The 17,763-nt window shown below is 51.8% G+C and carries 12 protein-coding genes; 3 read left to right on the forward strand and 9 right to left on the reverse strand.

From position 1 onward, the window contains the following. Positions 1-6: 6 nt before the first annotated feature. Complete coding sequence (locus JOD20_RS01905) at positions 7-1,464, forward strand: catalase (protein ID WP_204753651.1); 1,458 nt, start codon at positions 7-9, stop codon at positions 1,462-1,464. 324 nt (positions 1,465-1,788) lie between these two features. Here JOD20_RS01905 and JOD20_RS01910 read toward each other — a convergent pair whose 3' ends face one another. Together JOD20_RS01910 and JOD20_RS01915 are read right to left on the reverse strand one after the other, a co-directional pair. Next, positions 1,789-2,796, reverse strand: a complete 1,008-nt coding sequence (locus JOD20_RS01910) for a hypothetical protein (RefSeq protein WP_204753652.1) — start codon at positions 2,794-2,796, stop codon at positions 1,789-1,791. Between the two features lie 10 nt (positions 2,797-2,806). Continuing rightward, positions 2,807-3,268, reverse strand: coding sequence for an ABA4-like family protein (locus JOD20_RS01915; protein WP_204753653.1), 462 nt, complete (start codon positions 3,266-3,268; stop codon positions 2,807-2,809). A gap of 522 nt (positions 3,269-3,790) precedes the next feature. On the opposite strand from JOD20_RS01915, the gene JOD20_RS01920 reads away from it, so the two are divergent. Both JOD20_RS01920 and JOD20_RS01925 read left to right on the forward strand, forming a co-directional pair. After that, positions 3,791-4,795 (forward strand): DnaJ C-terminal domain-containing protein, encoded by a 1,005-nt coding sequence (locus JOD20_RS01920; RefSeq protein ID WP_204753654.1) that lies wholly within the window; start codon positions 3,791-3,793, stop codon positions 4,793-4,795. Positions 4,796-4,879: 84 nt separating this feature from the next. Further along, complete coding sequence (locus tag JOD20_RS01925) at positions 4,880-7,348, forward strand: ATP-dependent Clp protease ATP-binding subunit (RefSeq protein WP_204753655.1); 2,469 nt, start codon at positions 4,880-4,882, stop codon at positions 7,346-7,348. A 209-nt stretch (positions 7,349-7,557) separates the two neighbouring features. On the opposite strand, the gene JOD20_RS01930 is transcribed toward JOD20_RS01925, so the two are convergent. The 7 genes from JOD20_RS01930 to JOD20_RS01960 all read right to left on the reverse strand — a co-directional run bounded on the left by JOD20_RS01930 (position 7,558) and on the right by JOD20_RS01960 (position 17,600). Further along, positions 7,558-8,409 (reverse strand): hypothetical protein, encoded by an 852-nt coding sequence (locus JOD20_RS01930; protein WP_204753656.1) that lies wholly within the window; start codon positions 8,407-8,409, stop codon positions 7,558-7,560. Positions 8,410-8,489: 80 nt separating this feature from the next. Beyond that, positions 8,490-8,714 (reverse strand): MbtH family protein, encoded by a 225-nt coding sequence (locus JOD20_RS01935; RefSeq protein WP_204753657.1) that lies wholly within the window; start codon positions 8,712-8,714, stop codon positions 8,490-8,492. 85 nt (positions 8,715-8,799) lie between these two features. Continuing rightward, positions 8,800-9,513, reverse strand: a complete 714-nt coding sequence (gene trxA / locus JOD20_RS01940) for a thioredoxin (RefSeq protein ID WP_239583682.1) — start codon at positions 9,511-9,513, stop codon at positions 8,800-8,802. A gap of 259 nt (positions 9,514-9,772) precedes the next feature. Further along, positions 9,773-10,672 carry an amidohydrolase family protein gene (locus tag JOD20_RS01945; RefSeq protein ID WP_204753658.1) on the reverse strand — a complete coding sequence of 300 codons (900 nt, stop codon included), beginning with the start codon at positions 10,670-10,672 and terminating at the stop codon, positions 9,773-9,775. A gap of 57 nt (positions 10,673-10,729) precedes the next feature. Beyond that, entirely contained in the window at positions 10,730-12,955 is a 2,226-nt protein-coding gene (locus JOD20_RS01950) for a protein kinase domain-containing protein (RefSeq protein ID WP_204753659.1), read from the reverse strand. A 410-nt stretch (positions 12,956-13,365) separates the two neighbouring features. Beyond that, positions 13,366-15,765 (reverse strand): hypothetical protein, encoded by a 2,400-nt coding sequence (locus JOD20_RS01955; protein ID WP_204753660.1) that lies wholly within the window; start codon positions 15,763-15,765, stop codon positions 13,366-13,368. Between the two features lie 431 nt (positions 15,766-16,196). Beyond that, complete coding sequence (locus JOD20_RS01960; protein WP_204753661.1) at positions 16,197-17,600, reverse strand: exo-alpha-sialidase; 1,404 nt, start codon at positions 17,598-17,600, stop codon at positions 16,197-16,199. Positions 17,601-17,763 lie beyond the last annotated feature (163 nt).

The following is a 17,763-nucleotide window of genomic DNA, read 5'->3' on the forward strand; positions in this document are numbered from 1 at the left end:
GTTCGAATGGATGAGCAAGAACAACTGACGACCGCCCATGGTGCGCCGATTGCCGACAATCAAAATTCATTGACGGCTGGTCCCCGTGGCCCACTGTTGATGCAAGATTTTCAACTGTTGGAAAAAATGGCTACCTTCAACCGCGAACGGGTGCCAGAACGGGTCGTCCACGCTAAAGGTTCGGGCGCATTTGGGACGTTTACTGTTACCAACGATGTAACGGCATATTCCAAGGCTGCGATCTTTGGTGAAGTTGGCAAGCAAACTCCAGTCTTGCTGCGCTTCTCGACCGTTGCTGGCGAACACGGCGCTGCCGATGCCGAACGCGATGTGCGCGGTTTTGCGGTCAAGTTCTACACCGATGAAGGCAACTGGGACGTGGTTGGCAACAACACGCCGGTGTTCTTTGTGCGCGACCCAATGAAATTTAGCGATTTTATTCATACCCAAAAGCGCAATCCCAAAACCCATATGCGCTCGCCCCAATCAATGTGGGATTTCTGGTCGCTCTCACCCGAAAGCTTGCACCAAGTAACCATCTTGTTTAGCGATCGCGGCTTGCCAATTAGCTATCGCTTTGTCCATGGCTTTGGCAGCCACACCTATAGCTTTATCAACGCCCAAAACGAACGCTTCTGGGTCAAATTCCACTTCCGCTGCCAACAAGGCATCAAGAATTGGACGAACGCCGAAGCAGCCGAGGTCGTTGGCGTTGATCGCGAAAGCTCACAACGCGATTTGTTTGAAGCAATCGAACGCGGCGAATTCCCCAGCTGGAAGCTGTGCGTGCAAATTATGCCCGAAGCTGAAGCTGAAACCTACCACATTAACCCATTTGATTTGACCAAAGTTTGGCCACACGCCGATTATCCATTGATCGAAGTTGGCACCTTGGAGTTGAACCGCAACCCAGAAAACTACTTTGCCGAAATCGAACAGGCCGCTTTCGAGCCATCAAACATCGTGCCCGGCATTGGCTTCTCGCCCGATAAGATGTTGCAAGCACGGATTATGTCGTATGCTGATGCTCACCGCTATCGGATTGGTGTGAATTATGCTGCGTTGCCAGTCAACAAGCCACATTCACCAGTCAGCACCTATCATCGCGATGGCCAAATGCGCTTCGACAACAATGGCGGCGGTTCGGTCAACTACGAGCCAAACAGCTTTGGCGGCCCAGTTGAAAACCAACGCTACGCTGAGCCACCATTGAAAATCAGCGGCGATGCCGATCGCTACAATCATCGCGATGGCAACGACGATTACACCCAACCAGGCAATTTGTTCCGCTTGATGAATGCTGATCAACAACAACAGTTGTTTAACAACATCGCAGCAGCAATGCAAGGTGTGCCAGAATTTATTCAATTGCGCCAAATTGGCCACTTCTTGAAAGCTGATCCAGCCTACGGTCGCGGTGTTGCCGCAGCTTTGGGCCTCGACATCAGCAGTCTCGAAGCCTAGTAGTTTTGGAAGGATGAAGGCTGAATTATGAGGGATGAACAGCTCGCACCTTTGTAATACAGCAGATTAAAAGTTAAGGCTCTTGGCAGAAGTAGAAGCAAAGCTACCAAGCCAAGAGCCTTTTGATCCACGAAGGGCTGAAACCGCGAAGAACACGAAGGGCGCGAAGGTTAAGTTTTTAGCCACGAATTACACGAATGATTTAATTTCATCCTTCATCCTTATTCTATGTTCTTTGCTCTCATTTTTCATCCCTCATCCTTCATATTTTATTTTCACCACAGATTGGCTTGATTCTGTTCTTGCTAGCCCAAAGCCTATAGCCTATAGCCCGATCTCCGATCCCTGAACCCCAGCCCCTGATCCCTGCTTCATAACAACACTAGCAAACAAGATACTTACCACAGCCAGCCCGAGCCATGAGCCGAGGGTGATTGCATCTGGCTGAAAGAGCGCTTGACCACGCAATGCTTGCACCGTCACACTGGCAACGAGGCCGAGGTAGGCAACCGCAGCGCCCCAAATCAAGGTTAAACGCTGTTTATCGCTAAAGCGTTGCTTAGCGGTATAGAGCAACCAGCCGACTAATGCCAGCACTTGTGCGCCGTGAATCCCGATAAAGTGCGCGATCCGCAAATCGCCATGCTCGCTGCTCCAGCCCATCAGCGCAATTCCAGGCCCGCCATCGACTGCACCAACCGTATGCGCGCCCATTGCAGCCAGCGTTCCACCTGCTTCTAAGGTTTTCAGCTGATCTGCACTTGGATTGGTCATTAGGAAGCCAAGCCCAAAGCCGATCAGCATCAGGCCCATGCCCAACTTGAGGCTCAGCATAAAAGCGCGATCGGCAACTGGTTTTTGGCGGAGAAATACCACAAATCCAATAATATTAATAATGTAGAACAGCATAATCGAGATGCTCATAATGTTCCATAGCGCCGTATCAAACGGAGTTGAAATATTAAAGTGCATTGCTTGGCCGCGAACCGCTTGAATGATAAAGAGCACAATTTCGATCGAAAGTGCTGCTGCACATGCATCCAGCACAAAGCGCATCAAGCGGGGGCGAATTTTGACATAACTGAACATCCACAGCACTGTGGGGGCATAGAACACAAACGAAATTGCAAATTTCAGGCTTTTCATCCAAACTGGTTGGCCAAGCACCTCACGAGGGTCGACAATTACCCCTGCCAAGGCCAGCACCAAGAAAAAGCAACTTACAATTAAAAAGATGGTCATGCCTTTGCTGGTGGCCCAAAATTGGCGCAAAATGGCTCCAGCTCCTGGCATAGTCTGCCGAGCCTCTGGGAATTGAGCAGTCGTTGTCATGGCTGTTCCTTTATTTAGCTACAGGTTGCATAGCGGATGTAGGTTTGGTTGAACGAACAAGACCGTGGATCGTGCGCACGACCATATAGATCAAAAATCCGACTGGGCCAATCATTAGGACGCTGATGAGGATAGGACTGGTGATGAGAGCAAAAATGTTGCGTTCCCGGCTATCTAAATAGATCCAACGCCCAACGAACAGATCAAAGGCCAGAAAATGCACCCAACTGAGGGTGGCACCGGTCTCATTCCCAATTAATTCGATGATGCCTGGCAGCGTGGGGTTGCTTACGCCTGCCCAAACCGTGCCAAAGATGGGAGCTAAGACAATTGCATAAATCAAAGCTGGGCCAAGAATAATCCATGGCGATTGAATGATGCGCTGCGTCCACTTCCAAAAGGGCAGCACGACCATCAAAAACCAAAATGGCATAACAAATAGACTGCTTAGCGAAAACAATTGAGCGACCATAGCGCCTCCCGCGTATGTAGATAGGGTAACTGTTGGATAGTTTAGCGGTCACAATATTGCTTGTGATGGCTATTTGGGCCTAGGCCGCTTATGCCGAAAGAACTAGCCTGATCCTCGATTGATAACGCTAGACGATTCATAGCATGGCTTGGTACTATTGGATGGACATGAAGCGTGGTTTTTCAACATGGAAGTGGGTTTCGATCGATCAAGGTTCGCCACCCTTCCGTCCCTCCGCCGGAGGGAAACGCAGGGGGCTTTAACCCCCTGCACCCCCTAAAGGACGATTGTTGAATGCTAGGCATAGTGCGATAAGCTTAAAATGTGTGGGTTAGCATTCATTGAAAATCCATTCGTCTGCGCGATGAGCGTGGGGTTAGGCTGAAGGAAGCCGGTTTTAATCGGCCTAACTGCTAACAGGATATTAGAAAATGTGCCGTTAACGTTGTGTTATCTTGACATGCCATGGTGGGCGGCGTATGATCAATTCACGTTCAGAAGCTCGCACTAGAAGGGGTTGTAATGGATTACAAGGATTACTACACAATTCTTGGAGTAACAAAAACTGCAACCGAAGCTGAAATCAAAAAAGCCTATCGGAAATTGGCGCGTCAATATCACCCAGACCTCAATCCCGGCGATTCTGAAGCTGAACGTAAATTCAAAGAAATCAACGAAGCCTATGAGGTAGTGTCGGACAAAGACAAGCGAGAGAAGTACGATCGCTTCGGTGCCGATTGGGGACGCGCCCAAAGTACAGGTTCGGGGTTTAATTGGAATCAATACGCCTCGCAACCAGGTGGTTTTGGTAGCAACTTTGGCGGCGATTTCGCCAACGGTGAGTTCTCCGATTTTTTCGAGATGTTGTTCGGCAATGCCAGCCGCCGCCAAACCAGCGGGGTCTATGGCAATCGCCGACCACAACGCGGCCAAAATGTTGAGCAAGCCATTGATGTTACTTTAGCTGAAGTGCTCAGTGGAACTCAACGCACGATTCAATTACAAGCGCCCGAGATGTGTAGCAGTTGCGGTGGCAGTGGGGCCAGTCGTGGCAGTATTTGCCCAACTTGTGGCGGTACTGGCGTAAGCGGCACAAGCACCCGCACCATCAACGTGCGCATTCCCGCCGGTGTCGATCAAGGGTCGCGCATTCGCGTTGCTGGCGAAGGCAGCCCTGGCATCGACCAAGGCAAACGTGGCGATTTGATGTTGGTGGTCAATCTCGTGCCCGATAGCCGCTTCGAGCGCAAAGGCAACGATTTACATACCGATCTCGCAGTCGATTGGCATACCCTCATCCTTGGTGGCAAAATAAAAGTCCCATTGCCTGATGGGAAGCAATTAACATTGACGGTGCCCGAACAGACCCAAAATGCCAAAGTTTTTCGCTTGCGCGGCCAGGGCTTGCCCAACCTGCGCGACCAAAACACTCGCGGCGATTTGCTGGTCAAAGTTCAGGCAGTGCTACCAACTAGCCTGACTCCCAAACAGCGCGAATTGGTGATGGCTCTACGGGATAGCGATTAACCGAAAGGCTGAAGGACGAAGGATAAAGGATGAAGCTGTTTCATCCCTCATCCCTCATCCTTCATCCCTTCAAAGGGTTTTTATATGAAGTTAGAACGATTTACCGAAAAAGCGCAAGAAGCGTTTCAACATGCCCAAGAGTTGATGCACGAACAGCATCACTCGCAGCTCGATGTTGAGCATATTTTCTTGGCTTTGTTGCGCCAATCAGATGGGATTGCCGGGCGGGTTTTGGGTCGCCTTAGTGTCAATGTTGAATCGGTGATTGCCCGCGTCGAACGCGAGCTTGATAAATCGCCCAAAGTTTATAATTATGGTTATCCACAGCAAAGCGTCTACGTTACGCCGCGCACCCAACGCTTGGTCAAACGCGCCGAGCAAGAAGCCGAGCGCATGGGCGATCAATATGTCTCAACTGAGCATTTGTTGATTGCCATCGCTGGCGAACGCGAAGGTGCTTCGGCCCGTATCCTTGCCAGCTTTGGCATCGATACCGAGCGCTTGTTGGCAATTTTGATGGAGATTCGTGGCTCGCAACGCGCCGATGATCCAACTGCTGAAAGCCGTTACGAAGTGCTGGAAAAATACAGCACCGACCTGACCGCGCTGGCAGCCCAAGGCTTGCTTGATCCGGTGGTTGGCCGCGATGGCGAAATTACCCGCGTGATTCGGATTTTGAGCCGCCGCAGCAAGAATAACCCTGTGCTGGTAGGCGAAACTGGTGTTGGTAAAACTGCAATCGCTGAAGGCCTCGCTCAACGTATTGCCAATGGCGATGTGCCAGAACTCTTGCGCAATCGCCGCGTCTTGGCGCTCGATTTGGCTGGCATGGTCGCTGGCTCAAAATTCCGTGGCGAGTTTGAGGAACGGCTCAAAGCTGTGATGGACGAAGTGCGCTCGGCTAAAGGCAAAGTGATTGTCTTTATCGATGAATTGCACACTGTGGTTGGCGCTGGCTCAGCTGCTGGCTCAATCGATGCCTCGAATATGCTCAAGCCAGCCTTGGCACGGGGCGAGATGCAGGCTGTCGGCGCGACGACTACCGACGAATATCGCAAACACATCGAAAAAGATGCAGCCTTAGAACGGCGTTTTTCGCCAGTATATGTTGAAGAGCCAGATGTTGAAACCACGATCGAGATGTTGCGTGGTTTGCGTCGCCGCTACGAAGAACATCACAATTTGACGATTAGCGATGCTGCCTTGAAGGCCGCCGCCAATCTCTCGCACCGCTACATCAACGACCGCTTCTTGCCCGACAAGGCGATCGACTTGATCGACGAAGCCTCGGCTAAGCTGCGGATTGATATTTATTCGATGCCCAAAGAGCTGCGCGAAAAGCAACAAGCCATTCGCGATTTGCACCGTGGCGAGGAAGATGCTGGCAATCAGCGCGATTACGAACGCGCCGCGATTCTCAAAGCTGAAGCCTTGGCCTTGGAAAGCGAGTTCCAGCTTGAGCGCCAGCAATGGCTCGAAACCAACCAACTCGACGATGTGGTCGATGAAGAAGACGTTGCCACGATTGTTGCGACTTGGACTGGGATTCCAGTGCAGCGTATGCTCGAAACCGAAAAACTTAAATTGGTCGAGATGGAAGAGCGTTTGCATGCGCGGGTTGTTGGTCAACACGATGCTGTGACTGCGGTTTCCGATGCGATTCGCCGTGCCCGCTCGGGCCTCAAAGACCCACGTCGGCCAATCGGCTCGTTCATCTTTGTGGGGCCAACTGGGGTTGGTAAAACCGAATTGGCCAAAGCCTTGGCAGCCTTCCTCTTTGATGATGAAGATGCCATGACCCGCGTCGATATGTCTGAATACCAAGAACGACATACCGTTTCGCGCTTGGTTGGTGCACCTCCAGGCTATGTTGGCTACGATGAAGGCGGTCAATTAACCGAATCAATTCGCCGTCGCCCATATCAAGTCATTTTGTTTGATGAGATTGAAAAAGCGCATGGTGATGTGTTCAACGCCTTGTTGCAAGTGCTTGACGATGGCCGCCTGACCGATGCGCAAGGCCGCACCGTCGATTTCCGCAACACCGTAATCATTATGACCTCGAACGTGGGGACTGATGAGATTCGGGCTGGCTCGATTGGCTTCCGCCGCGAGAACAAAATTGACCTTGGCGAAGTGCGCAAACGGGTTGACGATGCCTTGAAACGCACCTTCCGCCCTGAATTCTTAAACCGGATCGATGAGATCATTCTGTTCAAGCCATTGGAAATGGCCGAATTGACTGGAATTATCGATGTCTTGGCTAATGAGGTTGTTGCTCGCTTGAGCGAATTGCAAATTAGCTTGCATTTGACCAGCGCCGCCAAGGAATTGTTGGTGCAAGAAGGCTATAACCCAGTGTATGGGGCACGCCCATTGCGCCGCACCTTGCAACGCTTGGTTGAAACGCCGCTCTCACGGGCTTTGCTCAAAGGCGAATTCAGCGCTGGCGACGTGGTTGAGGTCGATGTTGAAAATGGCGTGATTATTTTCAACAAAGGCGAACAATTGCAAATGACCAGCAGCAAACCGGTTGAGCCACTTTCGGCCTAAACCAAACGAATTGCACGCCAGCGGTCGAGAAATAGCTTCTCGACCGCTGGCGTTTTTTTAGACTTTTGCAGTGTATGCGCTTGACATTCCCTCACCCCAACCCCTCGCCCACGCGGCGGGCGAGGGGCTTTATACTGTGGTGTTGTCCTGAGTTGTTTGTAGCGAAGGATCATGGTGCTTGTCGAGTTCAGGTATTATTGGGCGTTTTTTTAGGCCAATAAACTGGCGATGATCGCCGCGTTGGAATCGCCTTCGGCGGCCAAGGCTTGGGCAGCTTCTGCGGTTTGCCACCAACCCCAAGCGCCATGCTGAAACGCGCCCAAGACATCAAACGGCACATCAAGCGGCAAGCAAGCAGCAATCGATTCGGAATTTTGCATTTGCCAGCGTTGGATGTTCGCCTGTTCAGCACTTGGCTGATAGGCAATGCAGGCCAGACACAGCGCAACATCATCATCCGTGTAATCGCGATTAAACTGCATAGTTAAGATCGAACCAGAATAGGCTGTGAGATATTGCGAATAGCCACAGCCGCTGGCTGAATCTATGGCCAAGGGATGCAAGTCTAGCCATGGATTAAACACCAGCGAATTTTCCAAGCCAACAATTCCATCCTCGTCGATCAAGCCCAAGAAAAGCTGAAATTGTTGATACCCAACACCTAAAATGCTGTCAAGCCCAACCGTGTTGAGTTGCGCGCGCAATTGCACCACTTGCGCCAACATCCGCATGCCATTGCTGTTTGGTTGGCCATTGAAGCGCTGAAAATAGCGCTGATAAACCTGGCTCAAGGCGGCAAACGTCGGTTCGCAGCGCAAATGTGGTTGCTCGGGATCGTTACAAAAATCAAGCCATAAATCGTGGGGTTGGCTTGGATCAAAGATGATGCTGGCACGGCCATGGCGGGTTGTGAGCGACGGACATGAACCCACGCTGATCAAGCCATCGCTGCGGGCTGGCGTGCGGCTCAAGCGGCGTTGCGAATGCCAGCGAAAGCCCCATTGATGCAGGGTTTGGTTGCGGCGCAATTCGGTGTGCCATGCTGGCAACTTGTGGCTCATCACAGGCTCCTTGCAGCAAAAAACGACTACCCTTGTAGGATAGTCGCTTGATGTGTCAGGCAGTGACTTTTTGTAGCTGTTTAGCCTTGATTTGCTTGCTCATCCATCATTTTGCGCAAACTCAAGGGCCGCATATCAGTCCAAACTTCTCTGATATAGTCCAGACATTCGGCTTTGGTGCCACTTTTGCCAGCATCATTCCAGCCCAATGGGTTTTCGCGATCGGCTGGCCAAATCGAATATTGTTCTTCATGATTGATCACGACTTTGTAAATCGTTCTGTCTTCTTCGTCATTCCAACCCATGGTCGATAATCCTCCACTTAAGCTGGCTTTGCATAGAATTCAATCCATTCTACTAGATAGATTGAGCGGCTAGCAAGAGCCAAAATTAGGCATGGCGCGCCAAAACTTGGCGTAAGGCATTCAATGGCTGTGCGCCAGTAACTTGTTCGACAACCGTGCCAGCTTTGAACACAAGCAAGGCTGGGATGCCTTGGATGTTGAAGCGTTGAGCGGTGCGTGGGTTTTCATCAACATTCAATTTGGCAACCACTGCGCGGCCTGCAAACTCTTTGGCCAGGGCTTCGATTGAGGGTGCAATGGCGCGACATGGCCCACACCAAGCGGCCCAAAAATCGACTAGCACGGTTTGACCGCTGCGAATCGTCTGCTCAAAATTGGCATCGGTCAATGTCACGGGTGTGGAGCCACCAGCCGCAGCGCTAGATGCTATGGGTGTGCTGGCAGCATTTGGCAAATTGCTCAAGGTTTGGCCATTGACCAAGGCATCAAGCACTGGTTGCAATTGCTCTTTGCTCAGTGCGCCGACGCAGCGCCCTTGCTCATCGGTTTGGCGCATAAAAACTATGCTCGGCAGCGCCGTAATCTTGTAGTCTTTGGTTAAGTTGGGATTTTCCTCAGGATTGACTTTGACGATCAGGGCGCGGCCTTCGTATTGGATTGCCAAAAGATTGAGTACTTTATCCAAGGCTTGGCTGTGCTGGTCGGTTTTGCTGCTCCAGACGACCATCAAGGGATAGCCAGTTTTGAGCACGCGCTCGAAACTTTGATCGTTGGTATGAATTGGGGTTGAAAATGTCATTGCTCAGCTCCTTGCTGTTTCTGCTCTGAGTTTAGCATGCTGCCCTGGCGTGGTGCATTAGCAATCTATCAATGTTCACGCCCTCAGCTATAAGGTTTATCTATTAAGATTTGGATCGGTTGTGAACAAGCATTGGTGATCACCACCCTTCCGTCCCGCCTCAAGGCGGGAAACACAGGGGGCTTTAATCCCCCTGTACCCCCTAAAGGACAATTTGTGAAGTACCGTAGAGCTTCTATGATTAGTCAAGTAGCCAATCTTAGTTCAAGATAGCGGCTTGCATTGCTAATTGCTCGATCTGGACAGGCTCAACTTTGTAGGCGTGTAATTGCTGGGCAAAGCTAATTTCATCGCGCATATCCAGCGATTGAGCCGAGGTGAGGCTATCGGTGCCTAAGCCAACCCGAATTCCATGGGCTAGCATCTGTTCAAGCGGCATGCGCCCACACAAGAGGTTGTGATTGGAACGTGGGCAATGCACCACGGCGCAATCATATTTGGCAATTAACGCCAGATCATCAGCATCGACTTGGACTGCATGCACCAACACAGGTTGGGCTTCCAAAACGCCAAGCTGTTCGAGATAGGCAATTGGTGAGCATTGGGGAGCTTGCCACTCAATATGCGGCGTAATGCGGCGATTCAGCTCGCGCAATGCGCCAATTCCCTGCTGCAAAAATGCCACTTCTGCTGGTGATTCAGCAATGTGGATCGCCAAAGGCAAGGCTTCATCCTGACACCAACGAGCCGCTGCCTCAAACAGCGATGGCGCGCAACTATAGGGCGCGTGAATGCTGAGGCCAATTTTCATGGCGGTTTCGCGCTGTCGCAAGGTGTCGATTTCGCGTTGGGCGGCACTAAACCGCTGGCTTGCCACATCAGGATCAAAGCCAAGCACTTCGAGGTAGACCACGCCAGCCAAGCCGCTGTTGAGCAAGGGTTCGATGCTTAATCTGGTGGCCGAAATATCGCCAACCGTAGTGGTTTGATTGTGGTGAAGCTGTTCGATGGCGCTGTGGATGCCGCGTTCGAGGGTAGCATTATCGAGCTGCATGCGCCGCGCTAACATCGTTTGCAGCCATGCGCCAAATTCTTGGCCAGTTGGGCAAAGCTCGGCCAAGGCGCTAAGTTCTAAATGGGTATGGGCATTGGTATACATTGAGCACTCCAGCTAGTTGCGGTTCTGCTCAAATAGTAGCACCAATGCCCATAGTGCCTAAATCATGCTGACTAATTGCCAGAGAATAACTAGAAATGTAACTAAAACAATTGCGCCAATCAGCATAAACAACCAGCGGCTGCGTTGCTGGCGGTTGGTGTATAAGCGCGGCGCTGGTGCTTCGCGAATGGTATTATCTGCTGGCGGCATGGGCATGGTTGGTGCGCTGGTTGGCTCAGGCGCTTTGGCCACTGCCGCAGGCGTTGGCGGTAAGGGTTGCACTCGGCGCTTAGTCGGCTCCGATGGCGCTTTTTCATACTTGTTGCTAGGCGTTGGTGGCGTTGGCAACGATTCTGCTGGCACCACATTGGCAACTGGCTGGCTAGCCGTTTTGGGCGCAGTTGGCTCGCTTGCCACAACCACTGGGGTTGGAGTTGAAATCGCTGGTTGGCTTGGGCTATTGACTGCTTGGTCAAGCACCGGCGTGATTTTGCTGCGTACATATTCGCCTGTGCCCGTTGATGAAATGCCCAAAGCAGCTTCCAACGCTTCTGCCAAATCCAAACCAGTTGGGAAGCGCTCGCTGGGATCTTTGGCCAACATTTTGAGAATTACGGCCTCTAGTTGAGCCGAAATTGCCGGATTGATTGAGCGCGGCGCTTTGGGCGGCTCGGCCATATGCAGCATGGCAATCGCCAGCGGATCGGCATCGTCAAACGGCACTTGGCCCGTCCAAAGCTCATACAAAATCACGCCCAAGCTGTAGAGGTCGGTTTGGGGCACAACTTTGGCCGATGAAATTGCTTGCTCTGGCGCGACATAATGTGGCGAGCCGAAAATCTCGCCGCGCGTGCCAACTTCGGTCAACAAGGCCAAGCCAAAGTCGGCCAAAATAGCCCGTCCATCTTTGTTGATCATAATGTTCGATGGCTTGACATCACGATGGATTACGCCTTTGCTATGCGCATAATCCAACGCCGCGCAGATTTCGCGAATCATGCGGCACAGCGTGCGGGGTGTCCATTCTTGGGCGCTGGTTCGCACCTGCTCAATCACTTTGTGCAGATTTTGGCCTTCGATATACTCCATCACCATATACAACAGGCCATACGAATCGCCATAGTGATAGAGCCGCACAATGTTGGGATGTTCGAGCTGGGCGATGGCTTGGGCTTCGCGATTGAAACGCTCGGCGTAGCTTTGGTCGTTGCGGAAGGGCGTGTCGATAACTTTGATCGCAACCGTGCGATTGAGCCGTATATCGACTCCACGGAAGATGTTGGCCATGCCGCCGCGCCCAAGCAAGGCCTCAACCCGATAGCCATCGAGATATTGGCCTTCCAACGGTTTTTCTGGGTCGAAGGTAGCAAAGCCCAAGGCTCCTGGCTGCGATGGTGGGCGCACGCCAGGCGCAACATTATTTGCTGCCGCCGTAATTTGATGACTGCCTGTGATGCCCAAGGCTTGTTCTAACGCCGCAATCAGATCTGCGCCCGTTTGATAGCGTTCAGCTGGTGCTTTGGCCAAGGCTTTGAGTAAGACCGCTGATGTCGCATCGTTGAGCTTGGGGTTTTTCTCTTGCGGTGCTGGCGGCGCTTGGGTGAGGTGTTGCAAGGCCACGCTCGTCGCCGATGGATCATCAAATGGCACCGAGCCAGTCAACAATTCATACAAAATCACGCCCAAGGCATACAAATCCGATTGCGGAATTGCATCTGATGAGCGGCGAGCCTGTTCGGGCGCGATATAGTGGGCCGTGCCAAAGACTTCGCCCTGCGAGCCAAGCTGAGTATCGAGCGCCAAGCCAAAATCCATCAACACCACCCGTTGGTCGTGAGCAACCATCACGTTTGAGGGCTTGATGTCGCGGTGAATAACGCCCTTTTTGTGGGCATAATCGAGTGCGCTGGCCAAACTACGGGCAATGTGCATCACGGCGCTATGCGGCAACAGGCTACTGGTGCTGGTGTATTGGGCAAGCACTTTGGAAAGATCAACGCCATCGATATACTCCATCACAAAATAATAGAGATTATCGGTATCGTCGGCGTAGTAGATTTGCACGATATTTTCGTGCCGCCAGGTGGCGATGGCACGAGCTTCGCGCACAAAACGCTCGGCGTAGCTTGGCACTTGACGATAGCGCCCATCGATCACCTTGATCGCCACAGGCCGATCAAGCTTGACATCGTGGCCGACGTAGATCAAGCCCATGCCACCACGGCCTAGAACTCGGTCGATGCGAAAGTTGGCGAGTTGTTTTCCAAGCAGATCATCAGTCATAGTGTGCCAAGCTTAAAATCAAAAATCAAAAGGCAGAACGGCTTGATCGAGCGTGTAATAGAGATATTGCTAATGTTGTAGTGCCATAACGTATTGTAACCGCGAAGACCACGAAGAGCACGAAGGATAGGTTGTTGGCTATGGGCTTTGGGTTTTAACTTGATCCTTCGCTTCTCTGCGCCTCTGCGTTAAAAATATTGATCCACGAAGGAGATATGGCTCTTGGCTACCGGAGCAATGGTTTGCATTTCAAATCAGTTTCATTAGCCTAATCCCTGATCCCTAGCCCCCGACCCCTGATCCCCAAATCCTATCTTTTATGCTTTGTGTTCTTCATCTTTCATCCTTCATCCCTCATAATTTTCTCTCTGCCCCAATCCCTATTTTCTCTGCTCTATGTTCTATGTTCTTTACTGTCTACTATGGCGGCCTTGGGTAATTTTGGTCAATTCGCTAATAAAGCGATTGAGGCCATTGACATAGCTTTCAAGATAATCGTTGGCGATCCGGCGGGCCAAATCGCGTCGCCCAGCATTGATAAACAGGCCAACATGCGGGCGGAAGTCGCGCAGCGAAACGTGCATCACGCCATTGGCATCGGTAATTACGCCCCAAGCCAAGGTTTTCTTTTCGTTATCGTCTTTGGCCGTGATAAAGCGCGAGAGCGAGCTGGTGTCGGCGACCGCGCCAACATTGGAAAGCACTTCGCGGCCTTTGATCAAATCGTTGAGCACATCGAATTTGCCAGGAATCGCATCAAGCAGGCGTTGCAAGGCCATTGGCACGTGCGCCAACAAGCGCAAAGCTCCCGACGAGGTGCTTTCGCCCGATTGAGCAATATCTTTGGCGCGGGCTGAAACCTCGCCAAACCCAGCGATTGTGGCCAAATAATGCTTTTGGGTAGCTTCAAATGTATCCCACACTTCGGCCCGCCACTCTTGGCGAGCCTGATCGAGCAAGCTCAACGCGCGTTCGTGCAACTTGGTGATCTCAAGCTCTTCGAGTGGAACTTCAAAGGTCATCGGATGCAGGCGATCACTGGGGTTGGGAATGCTGCCATCAACCGGAATTAAAATCGCTGGATTGCTGAGCGATTCCTCGAATGCCGTGATTGTTGCTTCCACTGCTGGCTTGAGCTGAGGATCGTTGGCAGCTTCTTGCAACGAGGCCTGCAACTCAGGATTTGGCTTGTAGGAAACAGCATGGATGGCGCGATAGAGCACCAAAATATCATTAACTGTGATTCGAATTTGGTCGTTGCGCTGCTTGAAGAGCTTGCGCAAATCCAATATTTTCTTCAGATCAAGCCCGATTGATTCGGCACTAGCTTCGGCCACGATTTTGGGGCTATCGGCTAAAATCTGCTTTTCTTCGTCGTTCAGCTCGATATTTGGTGCATATGGCCGAACCGTGCCCGCCACTGGAGCTGGCTGGCCGCGCAAATAGACCGCCCAAGCCAAGGCTTCGAGGGTCATAATTTCGGCAACTGCTGAACCCCAAGCGCCATCGAAGAAAATATGCGATTGGTCGAAGACCATACTTGAGCCTGTGTCGATCAAGGTGAGGCCGTGGTCGCCAAGCGCGCGTTCGGTTAGGCGCACTTCGGCCAACGGCAAATGGCGCGGGCGGCCATCTGCGTTAAACCAAATTGGCGCACAACGCAGCGCTTCGAGCTGTTGGCTGGTTTCTGGCCGCAGCTTGCCCAAAATGCTTGGCAAACTTGCGCGCTTGGTGGTTGCCAAGGGAATCAACGAGGTTGGCGCATGATTGGCGGGGCTGGCCAGCAGCGCGGCAATCTGGCTGCGCACATTGCCCACATCGTTGGGGCGGGTGCTATTGGGAGCACAAGCAGGAATCAAATAATAGTGACCACGCAAGATTAAGCCAATATGCCAGCTTTGGCGCGGCAAGGCCACCATATTTTCGTTATATGGGGTGGGATCAAGGTAGGCTGCCAACGACATTTGGCGTTGATAGGCAGGCAGGGCGATTTCGCGGGCGCGTTGAAATTGCTTGCCCCAGCGTTCGCGCAGCTCTTTAGGCAAATCGCGGGTCGATTCGGCCATAAATTCATCGAATTTTCGTTTGCGATAGCTGGCGTAAGTTTCTTGCGATTGCACATCGGGGCCGCGGCCATAGGGGCGTTGGCGTTCCCATTGGCTATAAAGGTCGGCAAATTGGCGGGTTTCAGGGTTGACCTTGGTTAAGTCGCGCAGCAAGGCCAACGAAACTCGTTCGCGCCATTCATTTTCAAGCAATTCCGGGTAGCTGTGGAGAATGTGAATTGCCGCCATAACCCAGGCTGTCATGCGGTCGATCGGCGGCAAATTGATTTTATGATCGCTGAGTGTTTCGTCGAAGCCGATGGTTTCGTTGGCGTGGCGGGCGGTATCTTCGCGCAAGGCATAGCCAACATAAAATTGCCATGTGCCTTCGGGAAAAGCATCTTGGGGATCTTTGCCTGCCAGTTCGAGCAGCTTTTGATAACCCCAAATAACCGCAGCCGGCCCAGCAAAGAAGGTGCTAAACACTGCTCGATCGAGCGCTTGCTCAACGCCGCGAAACAGCAAATTGACATCGCGTTTAATCACGTTGCCAGCAGGGCGACGGCCTGTGAGCTTGGCCATGCCGCTGAGAATAACCCCCGGCACGTTGCCAGCTGGCACGACCCGCGAGATTTGGTCAACAACGGCATCGATCTCCGGCAACGACAACCGCGACACCTGACTGATTGAGATTGAACGTGCAATACTCCGCAAGTTATCAGCAGTCAAATGCGAGGCAGCGGTGAACTGTTGCTGCGAATCCATGATACCCCATCCACACCACATGCCCAATGGCTAAAAAAATTAATATGCTTATGATAGAGGAGCCTAGGCAGGCTGTCAAAAGCTTAAAAAGTTGCCTGTTTTGACGCGTTGCGCTGTTGTGCTAATCCTACTATATTTTATCGTTTTTTGAAAGCCCAGGCGGAAAGGATGAAGGATGAGGGATGAAGGATGAAATTAACGTGGAGCATGCTATCCCTTAGCTGTAATGGTTCATTGGACTATCAATCGCGTTCCCTCACCCCCCAGCCCCCTCTCCCACGAAAACGCGAGCGAGGGGGAGCCGACCGTTTTCATCACGATTGAGGCAAGAACCACAGAATGAAGGCCCCTCGCCCGCGCACGGGAGGTTGGGGTGAGGGAATGATCCTGTTGTTACTTCAACTAGCCAATAGCCATCCGTGACAGCGTAGTTAGTGCCCAACGAATGGTAGATAGATGCGCTGTTCGCCATTGGCGATGCTGCTCACGCTCAAGGGCCATTGTTGATCGTTAGTTTGAATGATTACACTAGTGGTTAGCACGCTACCAGATGCCATACTGAGATCAGCAACATTAAGCCTCAAATTGATGCTAATTGGCTCACCAACTGCCAGCAGATGCTTCCATATGTATTGGTTGGGGGAATGATAGATGAGAGTTCCATGGCTGGCACTTTGGCCTGCAAGATCAGGGCAGCAAACCGTTGGCAGGGTGATTGTCAGTTGACCAGTGTTTGGCGCAAGGCCGGTGTTGGTAAATTGTAGCGTGTAGTTGAGGCTTGTGCCGGGGTCGAAATTGGTTTGATCAACGCTGAGTTGGGCATTGCTGAGATCCGCGGGAATAACCAAATCGCGTTCGAGCCAAATATTATAATCGCTGCCGCTGACTGGGCGGCCCCATGCCAACAGCAATCGACCTGCCTGCTCAGTTAGCAAGCCATGTGGCTCGACATCGCCAGCATGTTCATTCGTAACCGCAACTTCAGGCGACCACGTTTGACCATCGCTGCTGGTGCGATACATCACATCAAAGCCTGTTGCAGCGCTCGCTTTGACATAACTCACGAAAAATGTGCCATCTTCAAGCACAAGCGGCATTGCATCGTGGCTATTAGCCTCGATTGATAGCGGATGCGCTTGGTTGCTCCAGTTGTAAACATCGCTTGAGGTTTTGCTATACATTTTGAGCATGGTACTGCCAATTTGATACGCCACAAGATACTGATTATCTTCGGCCCGCCATGCCAAGCGCGGCAATTGGCCTTGGGCAATTTGGGTGCGTTGGGTATCCCAGGTTGCTCCGTTATCGCTTGATTGGGCAATGTGGATTGTCGAAGGGCTTCCCAGCCGCTGGTAGGTCATGGTCAGTTTGCCGTCGGCCACAATCACGGTTGGATTGATCTCGCCAGCGCTGGCCCAGCCAAGCTCAAGCGGCCCTTGGGCTGCCCAGGTTAAGCCATCGCTTGAGGTTGCTCGATGAATGCGAAAGCCGCCAGTTGCATTCGAAAGATAAAAAAGACTGTAGGCTTGTGCGCCATGCTGCACCAAGGCTGGGTGGCGCTCGTTGCTATTCGTGGCGATGATTGGCTGCGGAATGCTCCAGGTTGCGCCATTATCATTTGAGCTGCTCAGCAATAAATCGCCGCTGAGATTGGTCGGATTCAAACGCTCAAACACAATTACAAGCTGATTCGAGTTGCCAAGCCGCATAATCGACGGCTGATAATCCAATTCTTCGCCAGCATAAATTGGCCCGTGAGCCAGTGGTTGGGCATCTAAACTACTGATTAAAAGCCCTGCCAACACGATGCCAAACCAACGCATTAAACGAACCATCCAAACCTCCAAATACAGCATTTGCCAAACCTGCCTTGCTCCATGCCAGCAATTCACTCGTATAATCAAGCCGTTATCGGGCTTAGTTAATAAATTTAATAGTCTAAATTACCTGTCATCGTCCTAAAGGTCTACATCCTGCAAGCAAACAATTAATCTTAAC

The organism is Herpetosiphon giganteus (genome assembly GCF_016907925.1).
Taxonomy (GTDB): Bacteria; Chloroflexota; Chloroflexia; order Chloroflexales; family Herpetosiphonaceae; genus Herpetosiphon; species Herpetosiphon giganteus.

Excerpts from the sequence above, each read along its gene's own strand:
- JOD20_RS01905 (WP_204753651.1), top strand. The coding sequence starts at position 7 with ATGGATGAGCAAGAACAACTGACGACCGCCCATGGTGCGCCGATTGCC.
- JOD20_RS01910 (WP_204753652.1), bottom strand. The coding sequence starts at position 2,796 with ATGACAACGACTGCTCAATTCCCAGAGGCTCGGCAGACTATGCCAGGA.
- JOD20_RS01915 (WP_204753653.1), bottom strand. The coding sequence starts at position 3,268 with ATGGTCGCTCAATTGTTTTCGCTAAGCAGTCTATTTGTTATGCCATTT.
- JOD20_RS01920 (WP_204753654.1), top strand. The coding sequence starts at position 3,791 with ATGGATTACAAGGATTACTACACAATTCTTGGAGTAACAAAAACTGCA.
- JOD20_RS01925 (WP_204753655.1), top strand. The coding sequence starts at position 4,880 with ATGAAGTTAGAACGATTTACCGAAAAAGCGCAAGAAGCGTTTCAACAT.
- JOD20_RS01930 (WP_204753656.1), bottom strand. The coding sequence starts at position 8,409 with ATGAGCCACAAGTTGCCAGCATGGCACACCGAATTGCGCCGCAACCAA.
- JOD20_RS01935 (WP_204753657.1), bottom strand. The coding sequence starts at position 8,714 with ATGGGTTGGAATGACGAAGAAGACAGAACGATTTACAAAGTCGTGATC.
- trxA (WP_239583682.1), bottom strand. The coding sequence starts at position 9,513 with ATGACATTTTCAACCCCAATTCATACCAACGATCAAAGTTTCGAGCGC.
- JOD20_RS01945 (WP_204753658.1), bottom strand. The coding sequence starts at position 10,672 with ATGTATACCAATGCCCATACCCATTTAGAACTTAGCGCCTTGGCCGAG.
- JOD20_RS01950 (WP_204753659.1), bottom strand. The coding sequence starts at position 12,955 with ATGACTGATGATCTGCTTGGAAAACAACTCGCCAACTTTCGCATCGAC.
- JOD20_RS01955 (WP_204753660.1), bottom strand. The coding sequence starts at position 15,765 with ATGGATTCGCAGCAACAGTTCACCGCTGCCTCGCATTTGACTGCTGAT.
- JOD20_RS01960 (WP_204753661.1), bottom strand. The coding sequence starts at position 17,600 with ATGGTTCGTTTAATGCGTTGGTTTGGCATCGTGTTGGCAGGGCTTTTA.